Source organism: Streptomyces sp. NPDC006326 (genome assembly GCF_040612915.1).
Lineage (GTDB): Bacteria > Actinomycetota > Actinomycetes > Streptomycetales > Streptomycetaceae > Streptomyces.
Genome location: NZ_JBEXRC010000031.1, coordinates 13,527 through 37,408, shown reverse-complemented (window position 1 = coordinate 37,408; position 23,882 = coordinate 13,527). Strand labels below are relative to the sequence as shown.

At 72.9% G+C, this 23,882-nt stretch carries 24 protein-coding genes; 14 read left to right on the top strand and 10 right to left on the bottom strand.

Going from position 1 to position 23,882, the window contains the following annotated elements:
* Positions 1 to 48: 48 nt before the first annotated feature.
* Positions 49 to 495: a MarR family transcriptional regulator gene (locus ABZ128_RS23105; protein WP_356850675.1), complete on the bottom strand. Its 447-nt coding sequence runs from the start codon at positions 493 to 495 to the stop codon at positions 49 to 51.
* Positions 496 to 631: 136 nt separating this feature from the next.
* Here ABZ128_RS23105 and ABZ128_RS23100 point away from each other — a divergent pair, with 136 nt between their 5' ends.
* The 5 genes from ABZ128_RS23100 (at position 632) to ABZ128_RS23080 (ending at position 3,823) form a co-directional block, all read left to right on the top strand.
* Entirely contained in the window at positions 632 to 1,048 is a 417-nt protein-coding gene (locus ABZ128_RS23100) for a multidrug efflux SMR transporter (protein WP_356850674.1), read from the top strand.
* 148 nt (positions 1,049 to 1,196) lie between these two features.
* Complete coding sequence (locus ABZ128_RS23095; protein ID WP_356850673.1) at positions 1,197 to 1,514, top strand: multidrug efflux SMR transporter; 318 nt, start codon at positions 1,197 to 1,199, stop codon at positions 1,512 to 1,514.
* Positions 1,515 to 1,528: 14 nt separating this feature from the next.
* On the top strand, positions 1,529 to 2,017 hold the full coding sequence (locus tag ABZ128_RS23090; RefSeq protein ID WP_356850672.1) for a nucleoside deaminase: 489 nt from the start codon (positions 1,529 to 1,531) through the stop codon (positions 2,015 to 2,017).
* Entirely contained in the window at positions 2,014 to 2,697 is a 684-nt protein-coding gene (locus tag ABZ128_RS23085) for a DsbA family oxidoreductase (protein WP_356850671.1), read from the top strand. The genes ABZ128_RS23090 and ABZ128_RS23085 overlap by 4 nt, the downstream gene beginning before the upstream one ends.
* Before the next feature lies 1 nt (position 2,698).
* Complete coding sequence (locus ABZ128_RS23080; RefSeq protein ID WP_356850670.1) at positions 2,699 to 3,823, top strand: NADH:flavin oxidoreductase; 1,125 nt, start codon at positions 2,699 to 2,701, stop codon at positions 3,821 to 3,823.
* 59 nt (positions 3,824 to 3,882) lie between these two features.
* Here ABZ128_RS23080 and ABZ128_RS23075 read toward each other — a convergent pair whose 3' ends face one another.
* The 3 genes from ABZ128_RS23075 to ABZ128_RS23065 form a co-directional block, all read right to left on the bottom strand.
* Positions 3,883 to 5,541, bottom strand: a complete 1,659-nt coding sequence (locus ABZ128_RS23075; protein ID WP_356850669.1) for a transporter — start codon at positions 5,539 to 5,541, stop codon at positions 3,883 to 3,885.
* On the bottom strand, positions 5,538 to 6,383 hold the full coding sequence (locus ABZ128_RS23070) for an ABC transporter ATP-binding protein (RefSeq protein WP_356850668.1): 846 nt from the start codon (positions 6,381 to 6,383) through the stop codon (positions 5,538 to 5,540). Before ABZ128_RS23070 ends, ABZ128_RS23075 begins: the two co-directional genes overlap by 4 nt.
* A 136-nt stretch (positions 6,384 to 6,519) precedes the next feature.
* Positions 6,520 to 7,206 carry a bifunctional DNA primase/polymerase gene (locus ABZ128_RS23065; RefSeq protein WP_356850667.1) on the bottom strand — a complete coding sequence of 229 codons (687 nt, stop codon included), beginning with the start codon at positions 7,204 to 7,206 and terminating at the stop codon, positions 6,520 to 6,522.
* A gap of 214 nt (positions 7,207 to 7,420) precedes the next feature.
* Here ABZ128_RS23065 and ABZ128_RS23060 point away from each other — a divergent pair, with 214 nt between their 5' ends.
* Together ABZ128_RS23060 and ABZ128_RS23055 are read left to right on the top strand one after the other, a co-directional pair.
* On the top strand, positions 7,421 to 8,803 hold the full coding sequence (locus ABZ128_RS23060; RefSeq protein ID WP_356850666.1) for a transcriptional regulator: 1,383 nt from the start codon (positions 7,421 to 7,423) through the stop codon (positions 8,801 to 8,803).
* Between the two features lie 139 nt (positions 8,804 to 8,942).
* Positions 8,943 to 10,253, top strand: a complete 1,311-nt coding sequence (locus ABZ128_RS23055; protein WP_356850665.1) for a hypothetical protein — start codon at positions 8,943 to 8,945, stop codon at positions 10,251 to 10,253.
* A 21-nt stretch (positions 10,254 to 10,274) separates the two neighbouring features.
* Here ABZ128_RS23055 and ABZ128_RS23050 read toward each other — a convergent pair whose 3' ends face one another.
* Positions 10,275 to 11,555 carry an ABC transporter substrate-binding protein gene (locus tag ABZ128_RS23050; protein WP_356850664.1) on the bottom strand — a complete coding sequence of 427 codons (1,281 nt, stop codon included), beginning with the start codon at positions 11,553 to 11,555 and terminating at the stop codon, positions 10,275 to 10,277.
* A gap of 206 nt (positions 11,556 to 11,761) precedes the next feature.
* On the opposite strand from ABZ128_RS23050, the gene ABZ128_RS23045 reads away from it, so the two are divergent.
* Together ABZ128_RS23045 and purU are read left to right on the top strand one after the other, a co-directional pair.
* Positions 11,762 to 12,208, top strand: a complete 447-nt coding sequence (locus tag ABZ128_RS23045; RefSeq protein ID WP_356850724.1) for a hypothetical protein — start codon at positions 11,762 to 11,764, stop codon at positions 12,206 to 12,208.
* A 28-nt stretch (positions 12,209 to 12,236) separates the two neighbouring features.
* Entirely contained in the window at positions 12,237 to 13,112 is an 876-nt protein-coding gene (purU, locus tag ABZ128_RS23040) for a formyltetrahydrofolate deformylase (protein ID WP_356850663.1), read from the top strand.
* A 100-nt stretch (positions 13,113 to 13,212) separates the two neighbouring features.
* On the opposite strand, the gene ABZ128_RS23035 is transcribed toward purU, so the two are convergent.
* Positions 13,213 to 14,481, bottom strand: coding sequence for a zf-HC2 domain-containing protein (locus tag ABZ128_RS23035; RefSeq protein ID WP_356850662.1), 1,269 nt, complete (start codon positions 14,479 to 14,481; stop codon positions 13,213 to 13,215).
* Positions 14,478 to 15,041: a sigma-70 family RNA polymerase sigma factor gene (locus tag ABZ128_RS23030; protein ID WP_356850661.1), complete on the bottom strand. Its 564-nt coding sequence runs from the start codon at positions 15,039 to 15,041 to the stop codon at positions 14,478 to 14,480. The genes ABZ128_RS23035 and ABZ128_RS23030 overlap by 4 nt, the downstream gene beginning before the upstream one ends.
* A gap of 302 nt (positions 15,042 to 15,343) precedes the next feature.
* Here ABZ128_RS23030 and ABZ128_RS23025 point away from each other — a divergent pair, with 302 nt between their 5' ends.
* Entirely contained in the window at positions 15,344 to 15,862 is a 519-nt protein-coding gene (locus ABZ128_RS23025; protein ID WP_356850660.1) for an EF-hand domain-containing protein, read from the top strand.
* A gap of 83 nt (positions 15,863 to 15,945) precedes the next feature.
* On the opposite strand, the gene ABZ128_RS23020 is transcribed toward ABZ128_RS23025, so the two are convergent.
* Positions 15,946 to 17,514: an AMP-binding protein gene (locus ABZ128_RS23020; protein ID WP_356850659.1), complete on the bottom strand. Its 1,569-nt coding sequence runs from the start codon at positions 17,512 to 17,514 to the stop codon at positions 15,946 to 15,948.
* 138 nt (positions 17,515 to 17,652) lie between these two features.
* On the opposite strand from ABZ128_RS23020, the gene ABZ128_RS23015 reads away from it, so the two are divergent.
* The 4 genes from ABZ128_RS23015 (at position 17,653) to ABZ128_RS23000 (ending at position 21,773) form a co-directional block, all read left to right on the top strand.
* Positions 17,653 to 18,873: an amidohydrolase family protein gene (locus tag ABZ128_RS23015; RefSeq protein WP_356850658.1), complete on the top strand. Its 1,221-nt coding sequence runs from the start codon at positions 17,653 to 17,655 to the stop codon at positions 18,871 to 18,873.
* A complete protein-coding gene (locus tag ABZ128_RS23010; RefSeq protein WP_356850657.1) occupies positions 18,873 to 20,027 on the top strand; it encodes an acyl-CoA dehydrogenase in 1,155 nt (384 codons plus the stop codon). The genes ABZ128_RS23015 and ABZ128_RS23010 overlap by 1 nt, the downstream gene beginning before the upstream one ends.
* Before the next feature lie 4 nt (positions 20,028 to 20,031).
* Positions 20,032 to 20,964: an acyl-CoA dehydrogenase family protein gene (locus ABZ128_RS23005; RefSeq protein ID WP_356850656.1), complete on the top strand. Its 933-nt coding sequence runs from the start codon at positions 20,032 to 20,034 to the stop codon at positions 20,962 to 20,964.
* A gap of 323 nt (positions 20,965 to 21,287) precedes the next feature.
* Entirely contained in the window at positions 21,288 to 21,773 is a 486-nt protein-coding gene (locus ABZ128_RS23000) for an ATP-binding protein (RefSeq protein ID WP_356850655.1), read from the top strand.
* A 190-nt stretch (positions 21,774 to 21,963) separates the two neighbouring features.
* On the opposite strand, the gene ABZ128_RS22995 is transcribed toward ABZ128_RS23000, so the two are convergent.
* Positions 21,964 to 22,623 carry a response regulator transcription factor gene (locus ABZ128_RS22995; protein WP_356850654.1) on the bottom strand — a complete coding sequence of 220 codons (660 nt, stop codon included), beginning with the start codon at positions 22,621 to 22,623 and terminating at the stop codon, positions 21,964 to 21,966.
* The gene (locus tag ABZ128_RS22990; RefSeq protein WP_356850653.1) at positions 22,623 to 23,852 is read right to left on the bottom strand and encodes a sensor histidine kinase; all 1,230 of its coding nucleotides are present in this window, start codon (positions 23,850 to 23,852) and stop codon (positions 22,623 to 22,625) included. Before ABZ128_RS22990 ends, ABZ128_RS22995 begins: the two co-directional genes overlap by 1 nt.
* Between the last annotated feature and the right edge of the window lie 30 nt (positions 23,853 to 23,882).

Genomic DNA, 23,882 nt, shown 5'->3' with positions numbered 1-23,882 from the left:
CGCCCGTACGGCGGGCGGCTCTCTGCGGTCCGGAGGTGACCGATCTGCTCAGTAGGCGCTGCGCAGGGCCTGCACCGTACCGGCGAGCCTCGGGTCGGCGCCCATGGTGTTGAGCGCGGAGCTGAGCACCTCGGCGTAGGTGGTGCGGGCGGCGTTGTAGCGCTCGCGGCCCTCTTCGGTGATGACGGCGTAGACCCCGCGCTTGTCGGCCGGACAGAGGTCCTTGTAGGCGAAACCGGCCGCATCGAGGCGCCCGACGAGGCGGGTCACCGAGCTCTGGCCGAGCCCGATCCGGTCCGCGAGCTCCTGCATCCGCAGCTCGCCGTCGCCGGCCTGGGAGAGGTCCTCCAGGGCCCGGTACTCGGAGAGTCCGATGCCGTGCCGGCGCTGGAGGGCCTGCGCCAGCGCGCGTTCGACCTGCGTGTGCAGGGTCAGGACCCGGCTCCACATGGCCTGGTCGGAGGAGGCGGGCGGCGCAAAGGGGCGGGTGGTCATCGGTGAGCCTCCTCCGGAATCAACGTTTGACAACAAGATACATGACCGTGCAAGCTTTTGATCTGTCGCTCAGCCCTGCCTGGGGACTTCTGGGGCGACGGTTACATGCACGTACAAGCAACTACATGGAGGTTTCATGTCCGCGAACACGGCGCCCGCCGGCTCCTCCAAGGGATGGGCCTGGCTGCTCTTCTCCTCGCTCTTCGAGATCACCTTCGCGCTCAGCACCAACGCCACCGACGGCTTCACCAAGCTGTGGCCCTCGCTGCTGACGGCCGCCGCCGCCTCCTGCGGCATCTACACGCTGTCCCAGGCCCTCAAGACGATCGACGTCGGCGTCGGCTACACCGTCTGGTCGGGCATCGGCGGCGTCGGCACGGTCGTCTTCGGCACCCTCATCTACGGCGAGGCCATGACCGTCTGGAAGGTCCTCGCCTTCTTCCTCATCATCGGCGGCGCCCTGGGCCTGCGGATCAGCGACAACATCGCGGCCAAGAAGGCGGCCGCCGTCTCCGCAGCCCAGACCGAGCGCGCTCCCGCGCCCGTCGCCTGACCGGGCACCCCGTCCGACCGGGCCCGCCCCCGCGCCCGCCGCCTGACCGGGCATCGGCCGACCGGTTCCCGACCGGGCCCCGGCCCTGCCGGCCGCCCCTCCCCGCACCATCCCTTCCACCCCGTCACAGAACAGAAAGGTCGCTGTCATGACCTGGGTCTTCCTCGGCGTCGCCATCCTCTTCGAGATCGCCTTCGCGCTCGGCACCAACGCCACCAAGGGCTTCACCCGCCTGTGGCCCTCCGTGCTCACCCTGCTCGCCGCCGCGGGCGGCATCTACACCCTGTCGCTGGCCCTGCGCGAGCTGGACGTCAGCGTCGGCTACACCATCTGGACCGGCATCGGCGGCGTCGGCACCGTCGTCCTCGGCTCGATCCTCTTCAAGGAGAAGATCACGCTCGCCCGGCTGATCTCCTTCGCGTCGATCATCGGCGGCGCCATCCTGCTGCGTCTGACCGCGGTCTGAGCCTGGGAGCCCGCATGCACATCACCGAGATTCCCCAGAGCGAGCTGACCGGCTACGTCCTGGAAGCGGTGCGGATCAGCCGCGAGCACGTCGCAGCCGGCGGCATCCCCTTCTCCGGCCTGGTCGTCAACAACGGCCGGATCCTCGGCACCGGTTTCAACCGGGTGCGCGAGGACAACGACCCCACCGCGCACGCCGAGGTCGTCGCCCTGCGCGAGGCCGCCGCCCGGCACGGGCTGCGCGCCACCGCCGGGGCCACCCTGATCGCCTCCGGCGAGCCCTGCGCCCTGTGCTACATGGCCTCGCTGTACTTCAACGTCACCCACATCGTCCACGCAGTCGACCGCAGGCAGGCCGCCCGGTACGGCTTCGACTACGCGGGCTCGTACTCGATCTTCGCCGAGGACCCGGAGAACTGGCCGATCAAGGTCACCTCCCTCCCCGTCCCCGAGGCGACCAGGCCGTTCGAGGAGTTCCTCACCATGGACCGGAGGCACGCATGACCGAAGCGACCGGTACCGCCGGAGTGGCCGCCACGGCCACCGGCAGGGTCGGCATCAAGGTCTGGTCGGACTACGTCTGTCCGTTCTGCATGCTGGCCGAAGGCCCGCTGCACGAGGCCACCCGCGACCTCGACGTCGACATCGAGTGGATGCCGTTCGAGCTGCGCCCCCACCCGACGCCCACCCTGCGCCCGGAGGACGAGTACCTCCCGGCCATCTGGGAGCGGGCCGTCTACCCCATGGCCCGCCGGATGGGCGTGGACATCACCCTGCCCACCGTCTCGCCGCAGCCCTACACCCGGCTCGCCTTCGAGGGCTACCAGTACGCCGCCGAGCACGGCAAGGCCGCGGAGTACACCCCGCGCATGCTCCGGGCCTTCTTCCAGGAGAACCGGGACATCGGCCGACCGGACGTCCTCGCCGACATCGCCGCCGAACTGGGCCTGGACGCCGCCGCGTTCACCCGGGCGCTGGAGGACGGCACCTACACCGCCGCCCACCAGGAGGCCCTGCGCACCGCCCAGGCGTACCGGATCACCGTCGCCCCCACGATCATCATCGGGGACGGCCACCGGATCGAGGGCGTCCCCGCCGTCGCACAGCTGCGCAAGGCCGTGCTCGACGCCCAGGCCGGACAAGCCGTGGCCCAGGGCGCCGCCTGCGGCATCGACGGGTGCTGACATGACCGTGGCACACCCGGCCCTCGCCGCGATCCGGTTCGCGCACCTCGACCTGCCCAACCGGCTCGCGGTCGCCCCGATGACCCGGGTGTCGGCGACCCCCGACGGCCTGGCCACCGCGGACATGGCCGCGTACTACGAGGGCTACGCCCAGGGCGGTTTCGGGCTCGTCATCACCGAGGGCACCTACACCGACACCGCCTTCAGCCAGGGCTACACCAACCAGCCGGGCATCGCCGGCCCCGCGCACCGGGCGGCCTGGCGGCAGGTCACCACCCGGGTGCACGCGGCCGGGGGCCGGATCGTGCTCCAGCTGATGCACGCGGGAGCCCTGGCCCAGGGCAACCGCTACCGGGAGGGCACCGCGGGCCCCTCCGCGGTCAGACCGTTCGGCACCCAACTGGCCAGGTTCCGCGGCGCCGGGCCCTGGCCGGTGCCCGCCGAGATGACCAGACGGCAGATCGCCGAGGCGGTGGACGGTTTCGCCGCAGCCGCCGGGCGCGCCCGCGAGGCGGGCTTCGACGGAGTGGAGGTCCACGCCGCCAACGGCTACCTGCTCGACCAGTTCCTCATGGCGCACACCAACCTGCGTCTGGACGGCTACGGCGGCGGCGTCGAGCAGCGCGTACGGCTCGTACGCGAGGTCGTCGCCGCCGTACGGGAGGCGACCGGGCCCGGGTTCACGGTCGGGGTCCGCTTCTCCCAGAGCAAGGTCAACGACCCGGGACACCGCTGGACGAACGGGCCGCGCGAGGCCGCCGTCGTCTTCACCACCGCGGCGGACGCCGGCGCCGACTACCTGCACATCGCGGGCAGCGGGCGCGACTGGTACGCGGAGGCGGCCCTCGACGGCGGGAACGGCCTCACCCTGCCCGCGCTGGCCCGGGCCACGACCGGCCTGCCGGTCATCGCCAACGGCGGGCTGCGCGATCCCGCCGTGGCCCGGCGGGTGCTGGAGGAGGGGCACGCGGAGCTGCTCGCCCTGGGCGCGGCGGCACTGGCCGACCCCGACCTGCCGCGCAGACTGGCCGGCGGAGTGCCGCTCACGCCGTTCGACCCGGACCTGCTGAACCCGCTGGCCACGCTGGAGAACGCCCGCCGGGTCCGGGCCGGCCAGCCGGCGTGAGCGTCGGAAGGGGTGACCGGCCTGCCCGGCCCGTCACCCCCTCCCGTATGCCCTCGCGCTCAGCCCTTGCTGACCGCCAGCAGGATCTCCGGGAGCCGGCGCGCCACCACCGGCGCGGCCAGGCGCAGCCCCGCCCAGGTGGCCAGGGCCCCCCACAGCGCACCCAGGGGCAGCAGCACCCAGGAAAGGGACTGCTCGTCCGCCACCTTGCACCAGATCGCCAAGGCGATCACCGGGGAGGAGATCACCGCCGAGACCAGCAGACCGCCGAAGATGCCCGCCCAGGCCAGACCGCCCTGCCCCGGGGCGACGTTCTTGAAGGCGCCGTCCGTCGGAACGGAGTACGGGAAGCGGGCCGAGGCCAGCGCACCCGAGCACAGCATCGACCCGAGCAGGGCCAGGGCCACCCCCAGAGCGGCCGGGAAACCCCGCCAGTCGTGCAGCAGCGCCGCCGTCACCGCCGTCACCAGCACCGTGTAGGGGACGGTGACCAGGGCCAGGGCGAAGGCGCGGCCGCGCAGCTCCGTGAAGGCGTCGCGCGGGGTCGAGATGGTCTGAGCAACCATCCAGAACGCCGAGGTGTCCTGCCCGAACTGGTTGTACATCTGCACCCCGAGCATGCCCGCGCCGAAACAGGCCAGGTAGAGCGAGCCCGTGCCCTGCAGGGCGTTGAAGACGGGGACGATCAGGCCGACCACCAGGGCCGTCACCCATGCCGCCTTCGTCTTCGGGTCGCGGACCACATAGCGCAGGGTGCGCTGCATGATCGCGCCGGTGCGTCCGCCGGGCAGCAGGGAGCGGGCCGGTCCGCCGGCCGCCGACCTGCGCTCCTTGGGCTGCGCCGCCGCGATCGTCGACCCGTCGGGGGTGACCATCAGCTTCGTCAGGCTCCGCTCCCAGGCGAACAGGAGCAGCACCACGGCGAGGAGGGTCAGGGCCAGTTGGGCCGCCGCCACCCCGTACGAGCCCTTGCTCGCCGAGTCGACCATGCCGACGGCCGTCGCCGGCGGCAGCCACCGCAGCACCGCCTCGGCCGGCTCCAGCCGTTCCAGACCGCCCGTCTCGAACAGGCGCTGCCCTGCGAAGTTGGCCACCTGCGCGCCCACGCCGATCACCAGCCCGCTGAGCAGTGCGAGGTCGCGCCCCTTGCGGCTGGTCAGCAGCCGTACGTTCGCCGTGGCCACGGCGCGGGCCAGGGCGACACAGCCCAGCAGGAGCAGCGGCACGGCCACCACGGCGGCCACCGCACCGGCGGCTCCGCGGGCGACGGCCACCGCCGAGCCCACGGCCAGGCACACCGTGAACAGCGGGCCGATGCCGACCAGCGAGGAGGCCAGCAGGGCCCGGACGAGCGGCCGCGGCCGCAGCGGCAGCATGACCAGCCGGCTCGGGTCGAGCGTCTCGTCACCGGAGGGGAAGAACAGCGGCATCACCGACCAGCCGAGGGCGAGGATCGCCGCCAGCAGGACCACGACCGTCCCGGCGTGGGCGCTGCCGTGCAGCAGTGCCAGGCCGAGGGTGATGAAGAAGCCCACCACCAGGGCGAACGCCAGCGTGGAGAAGTAGGCGGCCTTGCGCTTGGACGAGCCCTTGAGGCCGTTGCGCAGCAGCGACAGCTTGAGCCGGACGAAGATTCCGGTCAGGTTCACCGCCGGATCCGCGGCCGCCGCAGCCGCCGCCTCCGGGAGCCCGGTCGCGGCCGGGACGGAGGCGCTCATCGGGCGGCCTGCCCGCCGCCGAGCCAGTCGAGGGAGCCGCCCGCGTCACGCCCGCCCGCACCGACCAGTTCCAGGAAGGCGGCCTGCAGCGAGGGCGCGTCGCCCCGTACGGCGGCCAGCGGGCCCGCGGCACGGATCCGGCCGGCGGCCATGACGGCGACCCAGTCGCACAGCGACTCCACCAGCTCCATCACGTGGGAGGAGAAGACGACCGTGGCACCGGAGGAGGTGTAACGTTCCAGCACCCCGCGGATGGTCTGCGCCGACACCGGGTCCACGCCCTCGAACGGCTCGTCCAGGAAGAGCACTTCGGGATTGTGCAGCAGTGCCGCGGCCAGCCCGATCTTCTTCCGCATGCCCGTCGAGTAGTCCACGACCAGCTTGTGCTGCGAGCCCGCGAGGTCGAGGACCTCCAGCAGCTGCGTCGCCCGCTTGTCGGTCTCCTCGCCCGGCAGCCCCCGCAAGCGGCCCATGTAGCCGAGCAGTTCGCGCCCCGACAGCCGCTCGAACATGCGCAGCCCCTCGGGCAGCACGCCGATCCGCGACTTCACCTCGGCCGGATCGGCCCACACGTCGTGTCCGGCGACGACGACCCGCCCCATGTCCGGGCGCAGCAGTCCCGTCACCATCGACAGCGTGGTCGTCTTGCCCGCCCCGTTCGGGCCGACCAGACCTATGAACCTGCCGGCGGGCAGCTCCAGGTCGATGCCGGCCACCGCCACCTGCTGGCCGAAGCGCTTCCACAGCCCTTCGACCCGTACCGCCGCCGGCACGGCGGACGGCGCGGGTCGCGCACCGCCCGGTCCGTCCGTCCCGCCCGTCGCATCACCCTGGTGCGGCATGCGCCTGCCTCTCGTTCCGTTCCCCGTGGTCCTGCGGTCCTCACGATAGGAGTCGGGGAAGAGGAGGGGCAGTTACGTATGTCATGACTTCGGGCGCCATGACCTCCGGCGCGGACCGCCACGGCCCGGGCCGCGGTCAGGAGGTGCGCCGGGACCGCTCCGACGCGGCCTCACGCCCGCACGCGTAGGCCAGCGCGTCGATCAGCTCCTCCGCGTCCGGCAGCCAGCGGTTCGCCGGGGTGGGCCGCCGGGCCCACTGCACCGCGCCCCGGCCGCCGAACCGGGTGGGCGGGGCGGCCACGTACTCGCCCTCGCCGCGCGCGACCAGGTCGATCGTGGCCGGGGACCACCCGAGCTTGCGCACCAGGTCCGGAACCTTCGCCCCGGCGCCCGGCAGGACGAAGAACAGCATCCGGTGGTCGGGGGTGAGGGCGACCGGGCCGAGCGTGCGCTGCATCCGCTCCAGCCGTGCCAGCGCCAGGAATCCGGCGGCGTCCGGTACGTCCAGCGCGTCGAAGGTCCGGCCCGTGGGCAGCAGGATCGACGCCTCCGGCTGGCGGCCCCACAGCCGGCGGACCTGAACCGCGCTGCCGGTGGCCTGCGCCGCCCAGTCCTTCACCATGGCGTGCGCGCCCGGCACCACGCAGTCCTCCGCCCCGCAGGAGCACAGCTCGCGCCCGTCGCCGGGCTCCAGCCAGGCGCCGGCGAAGACGTCCCAGTGCCGCTCTTCCACGTACCGCACGGCATGGTCCAGCAGCTGCTCGCCGCGCTGCTTGGGGATGGGTGCGGTCTGCGTGACTCCGATGGTCTCTTCCACGCCCATCACAACTCTTCGGGTCATCCCGGGTTACGGGCGTAAACCGTGCGGTGGGCGGAGCATCGATCCTGCATGCGGGGCGCACTGGTGCACGCGCGGGGGCGCGCGGGAGGCCGGGGCGCCGGAGTTGGGTAGCGACACGACGCAGAGCGGATGATTCTCCGCAACTCAGGCGGGAAGTGATCATTCCAACGATCACCCGCGGCCACTGGGGGTTTTCATGGCAGCCAGGCCTCTCGTCGCGCGCCAGCCGAATGAACGGCTACAGGCGCTCATCCAGGAAGCCGGGTGCTCCAATGCCGGGCTTGCCCGGCGCGTCAACATGTGCGGGGCCGAACACGGCCTCGATCTCCGCTACGACAAGACCTCCGTCGCCCGCTGGCTGCGCGGCCAGCAGCCGCGCGGCCGGGCACCGGGCATCATCGCGGAGGCGCTCGGGCGCAAACTCGGCCGGACCGTCACCATCGACGAGATCGGCATGGCCAACGGCAAGAACCTGGCCTCCGGCATCGGCCTGCAGTTCTCCCCGACCGTGGGCGGCGCCATCGAGCAGGTCAGCGAGCTGTGGCGGAGCGACGTCGGGCGCCGCGACTTCCTGTCCGGGTCGAGCGTCGCCGCGTCCGCGCTCGTCGAGCCGAGCCGCGACTGGCTGATCACCGGGGCCGACGCGCAGGTCGCCCGCAACGGGGGCGCGCGCGTCGGGATGCCGGACGTGGAGGCCGTACGGGCCACCACCGAGGCCCTCAAGGACCTCGACCACCGCTTCGGCAGCGGCCACGTCCGGCCCGTCGTCGTCCACTACCTCAACTCCGTGGTGTCCGGGCTGATCGGCGGCTCGTACAGAGAACCGGTGGGGCGGGCGCTGTTCGCGGCGGTGGCCCGGCTGACCGAACTGGCCGGGTACATGGCGGTGGACACCGGGCAGCCCGGCCTCGCCCAGCGCTACTACATCCAGGCGCTGCGGCTGGCGCAGGCGGCCGGGGACCGGGCGTACGGGGGGTACGTGCTCGCCGCGTCCATGAGCCACCTGGCCGCCGAGCTCGGCAACCCCCGGGAGATCGCGCAGCTCGCGCGGGCCGCCCAGGAGGGCACCCGCGGGCAGGTCCCCCCGCGGGTGGAGGCGATGTTCTACGCCGCGGAGGCGCGCGGGCACGCGCTGCTGGGCGATGCGCGGGCCACGGCCGTCCTGACCTCGCGGGCGGTCGGCGCGCTGGAGCGGGCGGATCCTGAATCGGGTGACGATCCGGTGTGGATCCGGCATTTCGACCAGGCGTACCTCGCCGACGAACTGGCCCACTGCCACCGGGACCTGGGCCAGGCGGACGCGGCGGCCCAGCAGGCGGAGCTGGCCCTGCGGGACCTTCCGGCGGGCAAGGCGCGGCGCCGGTCGATCGGGCTGCTGCTGCTGGCCGCCGCGCAGGTGCAGCAGCGGGAGGTGGAGCAGGCGTGCCAGACCGCCGCGCAGGCGGCGGAACTGCTGTCCGGGCTGCGCTCCAACCGCGGCGGCGAGTACCTGGACGACTTCCGGCGCCGGCTGGACCCGTACCGGGAGGAGGCGGCGGTCCGGGAGTTCAGCGCCCGCCTGGAGACCGCGGCGGCCTGAGGCGCGGGGACGGCGGGCGGAGCCCGGAGCCGTGGGGGCCGAGGGGCCCCGGAGACCGTGGGGGTCTGACGGCGGAGTGGGTGACCGGGTAGCGTGAGGCGACGTTCCGGAGGTCGGAGTAGTCGGTGGAGGAGTCCCGGTGACGGAGAGCGGACAGGGGAGCGGCGAGCACGCCGCCCCGCAGGCCGGCGCGCCGTGGGGTCCCGACCCGGCGGAGCCGGCCTACGGGCACGTGGTCGGGCCGGGGTACGAGGGCCCGGGCGAGCCCCACGGATACGGCTACCCGCCGCTCCCGGAAGCCGTGACCCAGTACATCCCGCCGGTCCCGGCGTCTCCTGCGCAGGGTGAGGCGGCGACGCAGTACATCCCGCCGGTCCCGGCGTCTCCTGCGCAGGGTGAGGCGGCGACGCAGTACATCCCGCCGGTCCCGGCGTCGCCCGGGCACGGGGAGGCGGCGACGCAGTACATCCCGCCCGTCCCGGCGTCGCCCGGGCACGACGAGGCGGCGACGCAGTACATCCCGCCGGTCCCGGCGTCGCCCGGGCACGACGAGGCGGCGACGCAGTACATCCCGCCCGTCCCGGCCGGACCCGACGCCTTCGACGGCCTCTTCCGCGACGCCGGCGACGGAGCGGCCGCCCAGGGGCACACCCAGCACCTGCCGCCGGTCCAGGAGCCGGTGCTGCGGCAGCAGCCCCCGCGGGCGTACCCGCCGCGCGGGCAGCGCCCCGTACCGCCCCAGGCCCAGCCCCAGCAGTTCCAGCCGCACCCGCAGTACGCCCCGCCCGCGCCGCCGCCCCCGCCTGAGGCGGCCCGCAGGGTCTCGCCCGTGGTCGTCGGCGCGGTCGTCATCGGCCTGGCCGTCGTCGGGCTCGGCGTCGGCGCGCTGCTCAGCGATGGCAAGGCGCGCAACAACGACCCCGGCGCGGTCGGCGCCGCCCCCAGCGCCGGCGGCTCGACGGCGGCCAGTGGCGGCGAGGCCCCCGTCGACCCGGCCCGCTCCCAGGCCGTCCAGCTGGACAAGCTCCTCGCGGACAGCAACGACAGCCGCGCCGCCGTCATCCGGGCCGTCGACGACATCAAGAGCTGCCGCAACCTCGGCCAGGCGGCGAACGACCTGAGGGACGCCGCCCGCCAGCGCGAGCAGCTCGTCACCCGCCTCCAGGACCTGAAGATCGACCAGCTCCCGGACAACGCGAAGCTGGCCGGCTCCCTCACCAAGGCCTGGCAGTCGTCGGCGGACGCCGACAACAGCTACGCCGCCTGGGCGGACGACGTCTCCGGCGACAAGAAGGGCTGCAAGGACGGGCAGGCCAAGTCGACCGGCAACGCCGCGCAGGGCAACAAGTCGAGCGGGGAGGCGACGAAGGCCAAGGAGTCGGCCGCGACCCTGTGGAACGCGATCGCGGCCAAGTACGGCCTCACCAAGCGGGACAAGTCCCAGCTGTAGCGCGGGGACGCGCCCGCCGGCTCACGCCGTGCGCGGGGCCTGCTCCAGCGTCTGCGTCATGTCCATCGACTGCTCGCCCTGCTGGGCGACCAGCCGGCCGGCCTGGACGATCTGGAAGGTGACCCGCCCGTTCACGATCCGCGGGAAACCGGCGACGGCGCGCATGTCCTTGTAGCGCCAGCTGAGGTCCGGGGTCAGGCCGCCGGTCGGGACGGGCTCCGACTGGTTCAGCATGCGCGCCACCTTGCGCGCCGTGACGTCCTCGCCGGACTTGAACCGCTTCAGGGTCTCGCTCAGCACGGTGTACGCGATCCACGTGGTCTGCGTACCGCTGTCGTCGGGGTCCACGGCGTCGTTGCCGAAGGCGTACTCGGAGATCACCTTCCGCATCGGCTGCCACAGCGGATCGCCCGACACCGGGTACCAGCTGGTGAGGTACGCGCCCTCGAACGGGCTCTCCTTGCCGCCGGTGCGGTCGACCAGGGCCTGGCTGACACTGCCCAGCACCGAGGAGATCTGCGGGTTCCTGTGCTTGTCGTCGGCCCGGCGGAAGGCGTCGAAGAAGGTCTCGGTGCGCTCGCCGAGCACGGCCGTCACGCAGCCCTTCTCCTTCTCCTTGCCGCCGGAGGAGTCGGCCAGTGCCTCGCGGGCCTGCGGGAGGTAGTCACCCGAGTCCTCGGCGGCCCGGATGTCGCTGGCCTCGGGCATCTTGTTGGCCTTCAGGCCCGCGTTGAGCAGTACCGGCATGGAGTCGCCGGCGAGGGTGTCCGGGCGGACCAGCGCGACCTGGCTGCAGGCCCGCCCCAACTGGTGTCCGGCTCCGGCGAGGAGCACGGGCTGGCCGCCGTTGACGGGGTAGGACAGGGTGCTCTGGAACTCCTCCGAGGAGACCCCGTACCCGCCGATGAAGGGGATGCCCTCGCCCTCCAGGGGGGCCATGAAGGCGCGTCCGTGCTGGCTGTAGGAGCCGACGACCGCGACGGCCTTCTCCGCGATGGCCTTGCGGGCGCAGTCGGCGGCGCCGTTCGCCGTGTTCTTCTCGTTGCAGGTCAGGACGCGGAGTTTGTGGCCGTTGATCCCGCCCTTGGCGTTGACCCAGGCCTCGTACGCCTTTGCCATCCCCGGCATTCCGGGCATGTTGGTGGCTCTGGTGTCCTGGGGGGCGAAGGTCATGACCGTGATGGTGTCCCCGGAGCCCCCCGAGCCCCCGGGGACCACCCCGCATCCGACGACGAGACACGCACCCATTGCCGTGGCCGTGAAGGTGCGGGAGAGGAATGCGGTGCGTCGCCAATCGGTCATGTCCATGCACCATTCCCCTCCGGGGGTAACCGGATGGTGAGGGACCTGCAACTCCGGGTGACATCCAGGTGAATTCCACGTGCACGCTCACCCAGCGTCACGGACGGGCGCCTCAAGATCACGCTGAGGCGGAACGTACGATCGAATGCGTGACATTCGCCCAAGCTTCGAAGAACTCTTCCCGACGCGGCGGCCGCTCCTCCACCATGGGCGGCATGCCCCTCAACGACATGCCGTGGTGGCGCTGGCGCAGCAACGTGCGCTCGGCGCTTCACATGCTTTCCGATCCGGCGTTCCACGAGGAGACCTGGCTGGCCGGGGTCGAGGGATACGGGGACGTCACCGATGCCGTCTACCGCCTCGTCGAGGACACCTGGCTCGACAGCTGGTCCGCCGAGAAGTACGTCGGCACGATCTTCCGGGACTCCCAGGAGGCCACCCTCGTGGACCTCGCGGTGCTGCGCGTGCTGCGCATCCTGCACCAGGTCGGCCCCGACGCCCCCGTCTCCGCCTACCTGGAGCACCACGCCTGGCCCGAGGCGGTACGGGCGGCCCGCGAGGCCCACGTACGGCTGTCCACCGCGGACGGGGACGACCCGGACGAGGCCCCTCGGTCGCTGGAACTCCTGAGGATCCTCACCCGCGCGGGGTAAAACGCGGAGTGTGAAAGGCTGTGGGGTCATGAGCGACGACCCGCACACCCAGGCCCCCCAGCAGTACGTCCTGACGCTGTCCTGTCCCGACAAGCAGGGCATCGTGCATGCCGTGTCCAGTTATCTGTTCATGACCGGATGCAACATCGAGGACAGCCGGCAGTTCGGCGACCACGACACCGGCCTCTTCTTCATGCGGGTCCACTTCTCGGCCGAGCCGCCGGTGACGGTGGAGAAGCTGCGGGCCAGCTTCGCCGCGATCGGGGACTCGTTCCGGATGGACTGGCAGATCCACCGCTCCGACGAGCGCATGCGGATCGTGCTGATGGTCTCGAAGTTCGGGCACTGCCTGAACGACCTGCTCTTCCGTACGCGGATCGGCGCGCTGCCGGTGGAGATCGCCGGGGTGGTCTCCAACCACACCGACTTCGCCGAGCTGGTCCGCTCCTACGACATCCCCTTCCACCACATCCCGGTGACGAAGGACACGAAGGCACAGGCCGAGGCCCAGCTGCTGGAGCTGGTGCGCGCCGAGAACGTGGAGCTCGTCGTGCTGGCCCGGTACATGCAGGTGCTGTCGGACACCCTGTGCAAGGAGCTGAGCGGGCGGATCATCAACATCCACCACTCGTTCCTGCCGAGCTTCAAGGGCGCCAAGCCCTACCACCAGGCGCACGCGCGGGGCGTGAAGCTGATCGGTGCGACCGCCCACTACGTGACGGCCGACCTGGACGAGGGCCCGATCATCGAGCAGGAGGTGGAGCGGGTGGGCCACGAGGTCACCCCGGACCAGCTGGTCGCGATCGGGCGCGACGTGGAGTGCCAGGCGCTGGCGCGTGCCGTGAAGTGGCACAGCGAACACCGCGTCCTCCTCAACGGCAGCCGCACGGTGGTCTTCGCGTAGCCGTAGCCGCAGCCGTAGCCGTAGCCGCAGTCGCAGTCGCAGCCGTGGCCCCGGGCCTTGTCCTGTCCGGGGCCACGGCTGCGCCCTGTCCGGCTCCCGCCTACAGGCGGCTGAGCGAGGCCGCGGCGAACAGCACGTCGCGGATCGCCTCGCGGTCGCCGTGCTGGCCCACCGCCGCGTCCTCCGGGGAGATGTGCCCGGCGGCCAGCTGGCAGAACTCCGCCCCGTCCAGGGCGATCCGGGCCACCGTGTGGTCCGGTGAGGGCTTCGCCGCGGGGGAGTCCAGGGCGATGTCCCAGCTGCCTCCGCCCGCGCCCTCGATCTCCAGGTGCAGGGTCCGCCCCGGCGCCCCGGCCGCGACCAGGCTCCGCGCCGGAGCGGCCAGGCCCGCCCGCCGCCGGTGGGCCAGGGCGCTCGGCAGGAGCCGGGCCGCCAGGTCGATCATCCGGTTCAGATGGGGCCCGGACGGCGGGTCGTACGGGTAGTCCACCGCCTCCGCGATGTCCCACGCGTGCACCCAGCACTCGAAGGCCCGCTCCAGGAAGGCGTCCCCGAGCGGCAGCGCGAACGCCCCGTAGTCCACCGACAGTTCCGCCACGCCCCGCCCGGCGAACGAGACCGTCCGCACCAGGGTGTGGCCCTGCTCCCGCCACGGCTCGCGGACCTGGCGGGTGACCGGGTGCGCGGCGGAGTCCCAGTAGAACTCCGTACGGGCCGTCGTGCCGCCCTTCTGCGGTGCGTCGGGGCCCAGCGGATCGTCCAGTCCGAGCGCCGTCGCGATCAGCCCGTCCACCGTCAGCAGATGGCCGATCACCCCCGCCACCGTGGTCCGGCGCGACTGGCGCCGCTCCTCCTCGAACCACTTCAGCCGGACCGGGGTGTGCCACTCCGAGTCGCCGAAGTCCCGCAGCAGCGCGTCGAGCCGCGCGGTCTCGGTGTCGTACGGGCTCGCCCACACCGGCACCGGGATCCGGGCCGGCCGCTTGCCCAGGCAGTCCTCCAGCACCCGCGACCGCAGCAGCGGCTTGAGGTCGAGGCTCTCCTCCGGGTGCAGCAGGCCCACCGCGTCGCGCAGCCGCAGCGCCTCCTCCGCGCAGGGCGCGCACTCGGTGAGGTGGTCCTCCACCGCCTGCGTCTCCTCGGCGGAGCACGCGGACAGCGCCCAGGCACCGAGCAGCGACTTCAGCACGGCGTGCGAGGGCGGCGGTTCCTGCGGCCCGGCCTCCGGCGCCGGTTCCGCCACCGGCATCGGCGCGTACCGCGGGTCGAGGTCGTCGGCCGGTCCGCGCGGGCCCGGTATCCGGGCGCCGGCACCTCCGGGCCGCTGCTCCTCGAATCCGTCGTCGGATGGCTCGGCGGGGCCGTTCATCGGGGTGTTCCATATCCGGGCGGGGCGGCGTCCTCCCGGGGGAGGGCGTTGGCGGTCGACAGCAGCTGGAGCCCGAGCCTCAGCCGGCGCCGGGCCTCGTCCTCGCTGATCTGCAGGTCGGCGGCCGCCTGCCGGTAGTCGCGGCGCTTGAAGTACGCGAGTTCCAGGGCGGCGCGCAGCGGCGCGGGCATCGACGTGACGATGTAGTCGGCGCGGGCCGCGGCATTGGCGCTGCGCACCTTCTGTTCCAGCTCCTCGCGCGAGCCGCGCCCCAGTTCGGCCTGGCGCAGGCGGGCGACGGCCTGGCCCTGGGTGATCCGGGCGACCCAGGACCGCATGGAGCCCTGCTTGGGGTCGTAGGCGTCCGGGTTCTCCCAGATGTAGCCGAACACCTCGCGGGTGATCCGGTCCGCGGCCTTCTCGTCGCCCAGTACCCGGTGCGCGAGGCTGTGCACGAGCGAGGCGAAGCGGTCGTACAACTCCCCGAGCGCGGCTGCCTCACCGCGGGCGAGGCGCTGCTGCATGCGCCGGTCCCAGCGCGGTGGTACGTCCTTCGGCATAAGTGCCCCCAGCCGTGTGTCGACGCATCGAATGTAATGGGCAGGGGCGGGTCCGCGCCCGTTTTGGGTGAAGCTCCCCCTGGAAGAGTGCCCTGCGTGATACGGCGGTGGCGGGGCGTGAACCGTGCGGCGGGCGGCGGCACATGGGCACGGGTGTACGCGCCCCGCCGCGCTCCCCGTGCGCGGGTTCGATGCGGCCACCGGCTTGTCGGCTTCGCTTAACGCGCAGGCCACGTAGGCCTTACGCTCCTGGCTTGTCTTGAACTGCACCCCACCGCACATGTGAAGGCGGAACCACGAATATGGACAGCGCAGAATACGAGCGCAAGATCGCCGCCCGATTCGCCACCTTCGACCAGGACGGCAACGGCTATATCGACCGCGAGGACTTCAGCGCGGCCGCGAAGGCGGTGCTGGCCGAATTCGGCACCACGGCCCGCTCCGACAAGGGCCAGGCCGTCTTCGCCGGCGCGGAGGCGTTCTGGCAGGGCATGGCCGGCATCGCGGACGTCGACGGCGACCAGCGGGTGACCCGCGAGGAGTTCATCACGGGGGCGGCCAAGCGCCTGCGGGACAACCCGGAGCGGTTCGCGGAGATCGCCCGTCCGTTCCTGCGCGCGGTGATCGCCGTGGCGTCCGGCGATTCCGCGGGCACGTCCCCGACGGCGGCGGCCCGCGTGCTGGGCGTCCTCGGCACCCCCGCGGACCTGGCGGCCCGGGTCGCGGCGGCCCTCGACACGGACGGCGACGGCCGCATCTCGGAGGACGAGTTCCTGACGGCCTTCGCCGCCTACTGCGGCGTGGAGGCCCCGGACGCGTAAGGCCGGCTTCGCGGATCCCCCGTGCGGCCGGTGCGCCGCACGGCGGTCCGCGGCAGCTGCCACCGGTCACGGCCGCCGGGCGGTCAGTGGGCGAAGCGCTCGCGCAGTTTGTACTTCAGGACCTTGCGCAGGGTCTCGTTGCGGGGGAGGGCGTCGACCAGTTCCAGTTGTTCCGGGAGCTTGTGCGGGGACAGGCCCTGGGCGCGGAGGTGGGCCGTGAGCGCGGGGAGGGTCAGCGGGGCGGCGCCCGGGGGTTGTTCCACCACGGCGCAGACGCGTTCGCCGCGGTCCGCGTCCGGGAGGCCGATGACCGCCACGTCGCCGACCTGCGGGAGCTGGTGGAGGAGGTCCTCGATCTCCTTCGCCGAGATGTTCTCGCCCTTGCGGATGATGACGTCCTTGCTGCGGCCGGTGAGGACCAGGTAGCCGTCGGGCGTCAGGTGGCCGAGGTCGCCGGTGACCAGGTAGCCGTCGGCGTCGAAGACCTCCGCCGACCGGTCCCCGTTCAGGTAGCCCCGGCAGACCGCCTCCCCGCGCAGCCGGACCTCGCCGTCCGTGCCCGGGGGGAGCGGGGTGCCGTCCGGGGTGGTGATGCGGATCGACATGCCCGCGGGCGGGCGGCCCTCGGTGGTGGCCAGGTGCTCCGCGGTGTCGTCCGGGGAGCCCATGGTGATCATCGGGACCTCGGTCATGCCGTACCCGTGGGTCAGCTCGCAGCCCAGTTCGCGGACGACCGCGTGGTAGATCTCCGGGGGCTTCGGCGCGCCGCCGCCCGCGAGGAGGCGGAGGGTGGGGATGAGCCTGCTCCCCGGTGACTTGCGCTGTTCGGCCAGGAAGAGGGAGTAGAAGGCGGTGGAGCCGCCCGCGACCGTGACCCCGTGGCGGCGGTAGCCGTCCAGGGCGTCCGGCAGCGCGAACTTCTCGAACAGCACCGCGGGGAAGCCGTAGAGCAGGAGCATCACCAGGTAGTCGGGGCCGCCTATGTGCGCGTACGGGAACGCCACGGAGCCGACGTCGGCGGGCCCCAGGTGCAGGGCGTGGGCCAGGCAGGAGCCGCCGGCGATCAGCGAGCGGTCGGTGTGCAGGACTCCCTTGGGGTCCGAGGTGGTCCCGGAGGTCCAGTAGATCCACCGTACGGAGGTCCCCTCGTCCGGCGGCGCGGGCAGCACGGCCGGATCGCCGTCCGGGAGGTCCGCGTACACCTCGAAGACGCCGCGCGCGCCGAGCCGCCCGGCCATCGCCGTGTGGTCGAAGCCGCGCCAGACGCCCGGGACGGCGAAGAACGCGGCCTTGGACTCGCGCAGCGCGAAGCCCACCTCGCGGTCCCGGTAGAAGGGGATCACCGGGGTCTGGACGGCTCCGATCCGGGCCAGGGCGACGGAGAGCAGGACCGTCTCGATCCGGGTCGGCAGCTGCCAGGCGACGACCGTGCCCGGGCGTACGCCCATGGCGTACAGGCCCGCCGCCACCCGCTCGGCGCGCCCGTGCAGTTCCCCGAAGGTCAGGACGCGGTCCTCGGCCGGGTCCGCCGCCGCCTGGACGAGGACGGGGGTGTCGGGGGTGAGCGCGGCGCGCCGGGCGACCAGCTCCCAGAGGGTGGGGGACGCGCCCAGTTCCCTCGCCGTGACCGTGGTGTCCGCCGCGTACGGCATCGCAGACCTCCCGCTAGCTGACGGTGAGTCAGATCAAGGGCAGAGCGTAGGGCTCGGGCGCTTGTCGGTCCAGGGGTGGCGGGGCTAGCTTGTTTCTGACGATCCATCAGATAGTTGGGCCTGCCGCGAGGGGACACCATGGAACTGCCTCGGATCATCAGCGTGGACGACCACGTGATCGAGCCCGCGCACCTCTTCGACGTCTGGCTGCCGGCCAAGTACCGCGACCGCGGCCCCAAGCCGCTCACCGCGGGCATCGGCGAGCTCCAGTACACCGGCGGCAAGTACGTGATCACCATGGACCCCGACGGCCCGCCGACCGACTGGTGGATCTACGAGGACCTGAAGTTCCCGTACAAGCGCAACATCGCCGCCGTCGGCTTCGACCGCGACGACATGACGCTGGAGGGCATCACCCGCGAGGAGATGCGCCGCGGCTGCTGGGACCCCAAGGCGCGCCTCGCCGACATGGACCTCAACCACGTCGAGGCCTCCCTGTGCTTCCCGACCTTTCCCCGGTTCTGCGGCCAGACCTTCGCCGAGGCGCGGGACAAGGAAGTGGCCCTCGCCTGCGTGCGCGCCTACAACGACTGGATGGTCGAGGAATGGTGCGGCGACAGCGGCGGCCGGCTGATCCCGCTGTGCATCATCCCCCTCTGGGACATCGGCCTCGCGGTCGCCGAGATCCGGCGCAACGCCGCCCGCGGGGTGCGCGCCGTCACCTTCTCCGAGATCCCCACCTACCTTGGCCTGCCCTCCATCCACTCCGGGTACTGGGACCCCTTCTTCGCCGTCTGCCAGGAGACCGGCACCGTCGTCAACATGCACATCGGCTCCTCCTCGCAGATGCCCGCCGCCTCCCCCGACGCGCCGCCCGCCGTCCAGGCCTCGCTCAGCTTCAACAACGCCATGGCCTCGATGATGGACTTCCTCTTCAGCGGGGTGCTGGTGAAGTTCCCGACGCTGAAGCTCGCCTACAGCGAGGGCCAGATGGGCTGGATCCCGTACGCCCTCGAACGCGCCGACGACGTGTGGCAGGAGCACCGGGCCTGGGGCGGGGTCCGCGACCTGATCCCCGAACCGCCGTCCACCTACTACTACCGGCAGATGTTCTGCTGCTTCTTCCGCGACAAGCACGGCATCGCCTCGCTGGACGTCGTCGGACGGGACAACGCCACCTTCGAGACCGACTACCCGCACGTCGACTCGACCTTCCCGCACACCAAGGAGGTCGCCCTCGACCACGTCAAGGGCCTCGACGAGGAGACCGTCTACAAGCTGATGCGCGGCAACGCCATCCGCATGCTCGGCCTCGACCTCGACCTGGACCGCGGCCTGGACCGGGGCCGGGCCGCCTAGTGGACCTCACCTACACCCCCGGGGAACAGGAATTCCGGGCCCGGCTGCGCGCCTGGCTCGCCCGGGTGCTGCCCGACCTGCCCCCCAGGCCGTCCCCCGACGACTGGCCCGGCCGCCGCGCCTACGACCTCGGCTGGCAGCGCAGGCTGTACGACGCCGGATACGCGGGCCTGCACTGGCCCGTCGACGCCGGCGGCCACGGAGCCACCCCGACCCAGCACCTGATCTTCCTGGAGGAGACCGAGCGCGCCGGCGCCCCCTACGTCGGCGCCAACTTCGTCGGGCTGCTGCACGCCGGACCCACCGTCGCCGCCGAGGGGACGGCCGAGCAGCGGGCGCGCTGGCTGCCGCCCGTACTGCGCGGCGACGAGGTGTGGTGCCAGGGCTTCAGCGAACCCGGCGCGGGCTCCGACCTGGCGTCCCTGCGCACCCGGGCGATCCGCGACGGCGACGACTACGTGGTCACCGGTTCGAAGATCTGGACCTCGCACGCGGAGGTCGCCGACTGGTGCGAACTGCTCGTCCGCACCGACCCCGCCGCGCCCCGGCACCGGGGGATCTCCTGGCTGGCGATGCCGATGGACGCGCCGGGCATCACCGTCAGGCCGCTGCGCACCCTCGCCGGATCCACCGAGTTCGCGGAGATGTTCCTGGACGAGGTGCGCGTCCCCGTCGGCAACCGGGTGGGGGCGGAGAACGACGGCTGGCGCGTCACCATGGTGACCCTGTCCTTCGAGCGGGGCACCGCCTTCGTGGGCGAGGTGGTGGCCTGCCGCCGCACCCTGGCCGAACTCGCCCGGACCGCCCGGGCCAACGGCCGCTGGGACGATCCGGTCCTGCGGCGCCGGCTCGGGCGGCTGTACGCGGAGTTCGGCGCCCTGTGGCGGCTCACCCAGTGGAACGTGAGCGAGGCCCAGCGCTCCGGCGGGGTCCCCGGCACCGGCGGCTCCGTCTTTAAGCTCGCCTATTCGCACGCCCGGCAGGAGCTGTACGACACCGCCGCCGAGGTGCTCGGCGCGGACGCCCTCGCGCTGGACGGGCCGTGGGTGCTCGACCGGCTCTCGTCCCTCTCGTACACCATCGCGGCGGGCACCTCCCAGATCCAGCGCAACATCGTCGCCGAGCGGATCCTCGGCCTGCCGAAGGGCCGGTGAGGACATGGACTTCCAGCCGACCGAGGAGCAGCGGGACCTGCGCGCCGGCGTACGGGAGCTGCTGGCGGGGCGGTACGGGCGCGAGGCCCTGCGGGCCGCGGTGGACGGCGGGGGCGGCCTCGACCGGAAGCTGTGGCGGGAGCTCGGCGAGGCCGGGTTCTTCGCCCTGCGGCTCCCCGAGGGGGAGCGCGGGCCCGGCGTCGGGCTCGGGCTCCCCGAGGCGGTGCTCGTCTTCGAGGAGGCGGGCCGGGCCCTGCTGCCGGGCCCGCTGGTCGCCACCCACCTGGCGGCCGGGACCGTCCCGGGGGCGGCCGAGGGCACCGCCGTGGTCACCGCCTTCGACCTGGACGGGCCGCTGGTGGCCCACCTGGCCGAGGCGGACGCCGTCCTGGGCGCCGGGGGAGCCGCGGAGCTCCCGGCCGGGGAGCCGGCGCCTTCGGTGGATCCGCTGACCCCGCTGTACCGGGTGGCGGCCCCGGCCCCGGGGCACACGGGCGCCCACCGTGACGAGGGGGCGCTGCTGACGGCCGCGCTCCAGCTCGGCAGCGCGCTGCGGACGGTGGAGCTGGCGGTGCGCTACGCGAAGGAGCGCGAGCAGTTCGGGCAGCCGATCGGCGCCTTCCAGGCGGTCAAGCACCTGTGCGCGCAGATGCTGGTCCGGGCGGAGGTGGCCCGTACGGCGGTCTACGCGGCGGCCGTCACGGCCGACGCGGGGGAGATCGCGGGAGCCAAGCTGCTGGCCGACGAGGCGGCCGTGCGCAATGCGCGGGACTGCCTCCAGGTGTACGGGGGAATGGGATTCACGTGGGAGGCGGATGTGCACCTGCACCTCAAGCGGGCCTGGCTGCGGGCCCGGCAGTGGCTGGGGGCGGCGGAGGCGGAGGAACGGCTCGCGGGGGAGCTGCTGGCGGCGGCTGCGCCCGCGGATCCGGAGTAGCGGGCTGTCACCGAACGGGGCACGGGAGGAACGACGCGGGACGCATGTCCGATTACAGAGAGTTGATATCGGTTTGTGTCCTTGCCCCGGCTCATTGCGGCCCGTACTCGGGGGACTGCTCCGGTACGCTCCCGGGAATGCGAGCGGTTGAGCGGCGCGAGCGTCGCACAGTATGCACCACGCCTACTCCTTCGCGCTGGAATATGCCCGAAGCGCTTGTTGTGGTGACTGTATGTCAACCATGCTGCTCCGCAAGGGGGTCACGGTCGGTGATCCCATCCTGTCGCGAGGCGAAGTGTCCGCCGGTTCGGATGGTGTGAGCGGTGCAGGTGCTTCAGGTACAGCTGGAGGTAGGACCGGACCCCGCCGAGGTCGGCCGGGCCCGCCGGTGGGCGCGTTCCCGGCTTGCCGGGTCCGGTATAGGGGACGACGAACCGCTCGCCGAGACGCTGATCCTGCTGATCTCCGAGCTGGTCACCAACGCCGTCGTCCACACGGGTGCTCCGGCCGTGCTGCGGATGCTGTTCGGCGGTCCCGGCGTGCGCGTCGAGGTCGCCGACGCCAGCGACCGGGCGCCGGCCCGGCGGCAGGCCGCCGGGGACGACACCGGCGGGCGCGGGCTGGAGCTGGTGGACGGGCTGGCCGACCGCTGGGGCTGGCAGCGCGAGGGCGCGGGCAAACGGATCTGGTGCGAGATCGACCGCGAGGAGAAGGCCGCCGCGGACGGCCCCGGCGGAGGACTCGCCCGGGGTCACGTCAGGGCCGACGAAAACCTCGGACCGATCCGGGAACCGCGCGTGTACCTCTAACGAGGTGTTGACGGACCGTCAACGGTTGATCACTCTTGTGTTCAACGATTCGTCGCGAGGGGACGCCAAGGGCAGGCCTTGACGAGTGCGGGTCGTGGGGTGGCGGCTGCCGTGCCGCGCTCGGGGCGTGCACGACCGTACGCCGCCACCCGCTGGACCGCGCCGCCGCCACCGCGTGTGGCGGCGTGCGTCACCGGGGCGGCGCGACCAGCCCCAGCTCGTACGCCTTGATCACCAGATGGACCCGGTCCCGGGCGTCCAGCTTCGTCAGCAGCCGCGCCACGTGCGATTTCGTCGTCGCCACCGTGATGAAGAGGTCCTGCGCTATCTCGCTGTTGGACCGGCCGCGCCCCACCAGCGTCAGCACCTCCTCCTCCCGCGCCGTGATCACCGGTGTCCGCTCGGGGACGGGAGCCGAACCGCCGACGAAGTCCGCGATCAGACGACGGGTCACCCCCGGCGCGATCAGCGCGTCACCGGCGGCGACCACGCGCACCGCCGCGAGGATGTCGTCCAGCGCCATGTCCTTGACGGCGAAACCGCCGGCACCGGCGCGCAGCGCCCCGTACACGAGGTCGTCCTCGTCGAAGGTGGTCAGCATCAGCACCCGGGCCGCGCCGGGACCGGCCGAGGTGATCCGGCGGGTGGCCTCGACTCCGTCCATCTCCGGCATCCGGATGTCCATCACGACCACGTCGGGCGCGAGCTCGGCGGCGAGCCGGACCGCCTCCGCACCGTTCGCGGCCTCGCCCACCACCCGCAGGTCCGGGGTGTCGGCCATCAGGACGCGCAGCCCCGAGCGCACCAGCGGCTGGTCGTCGGCGAGCAGGACGCGGATGCCGCCGTCCATCACTTCTCCTCCTGTGGGGACACCACGGGCTGCCCGGGCTGCACGGCCTGCACGGCCTGCACGGGCCCTCGCTCTTGATCCGGTTCCAGCGGAAGGACGGCCGCCACCCGGAAGCCGCCCCCGGGCCCGGGTCCGGCCTCGAAGCTGCCGTGCAGCAGGGCGGTGCGCTCCCGCATGCCGGTGATCCCGAAGCCGCCCCCGCCGCCGGACGTCCCGCGGCCGTCGTCGGTGACCTCCAGCGACAGCTCCTGCGGACCGTACGCGACGGCCACCCGGCAGTGCGCGGCCCGCGCATGCCGCACCACGTTGGTCAGCGCCTCCTGCACGATCCGGAAGGCGGCGAGCTCGATGTCGGGCGGCAGCGGCCGCCGGTCCCCCGACCACACCAGCTCCACCCGTACCCCGGCGTCGGCCGAAGTGGTGGACGCGAGCCGGTCGAGGCCGTCGAGGCCGGGCGCGGGGGCGAGCGGGGCCGGCTCGCTGCGGCGCAGCGCCACCAGGGTCCGGCGCAGGCCGGACAGGGTCTCGCGGCTGGTGGCCTCGATGGCCTGCAGCGCTTCGCGGGCCTGTGCGGGCCGGGTGTCGATGACCCGGCTGCCGACGCCCGCCTGGATGGCGATGATCCCGATGCTGTGGGCGACCATGTCGTGCAGTTCGCGGGCGATCCGCAGCCGTTCCTCCGTCAGGGCCTGCTCGGTGGCACGGGCGTGCGCCTGTGCGGCGCTCTCGCGGCCGCGCCGCACCGAGTCGCCGATCAGCCACCCGAGGACGACGATCGGCAACTGGGCCTGCATCAGCACCGGGACCGTGTCCGGGCCGGGCCGGGCGAACTGGGCGACGAGCAGCGCGAGCACGGTGAGGGCCACGGCGGTCAGGGCCGTCCGCCGCGGGCGGTCGGCGGCGAGCAGGCCGAGCGCGACCGCGGCGGGCAGCACCAGGGCGGGCGTGAGCGCGGGCGCGTTCGCCAGGAAGAGCAAGAGGTGGATGCCGAGCAGCATCAGGCCCAGCGTGAGCAGCGGCGCCCGCCGCACCAGCGCGGCGGCGAGGGCCAGCCCCAGGACCGCGAGGAGCGGTCCCACCTCGAAGATGCGGTCACCGAAGCCGAGGGGCACGCGGAGCGCCAGGTTGGAGAGCGCGAGGGTCACGAGTCCGGCACCGGCCCACAGCCCGACGGTCTGCCACCGGAGTGGGGTCCGCCCGTCGGCCGATCGCCGTGATGTGGTGTCCATGGCGCGACCCTAACGACCGTACCGGACACC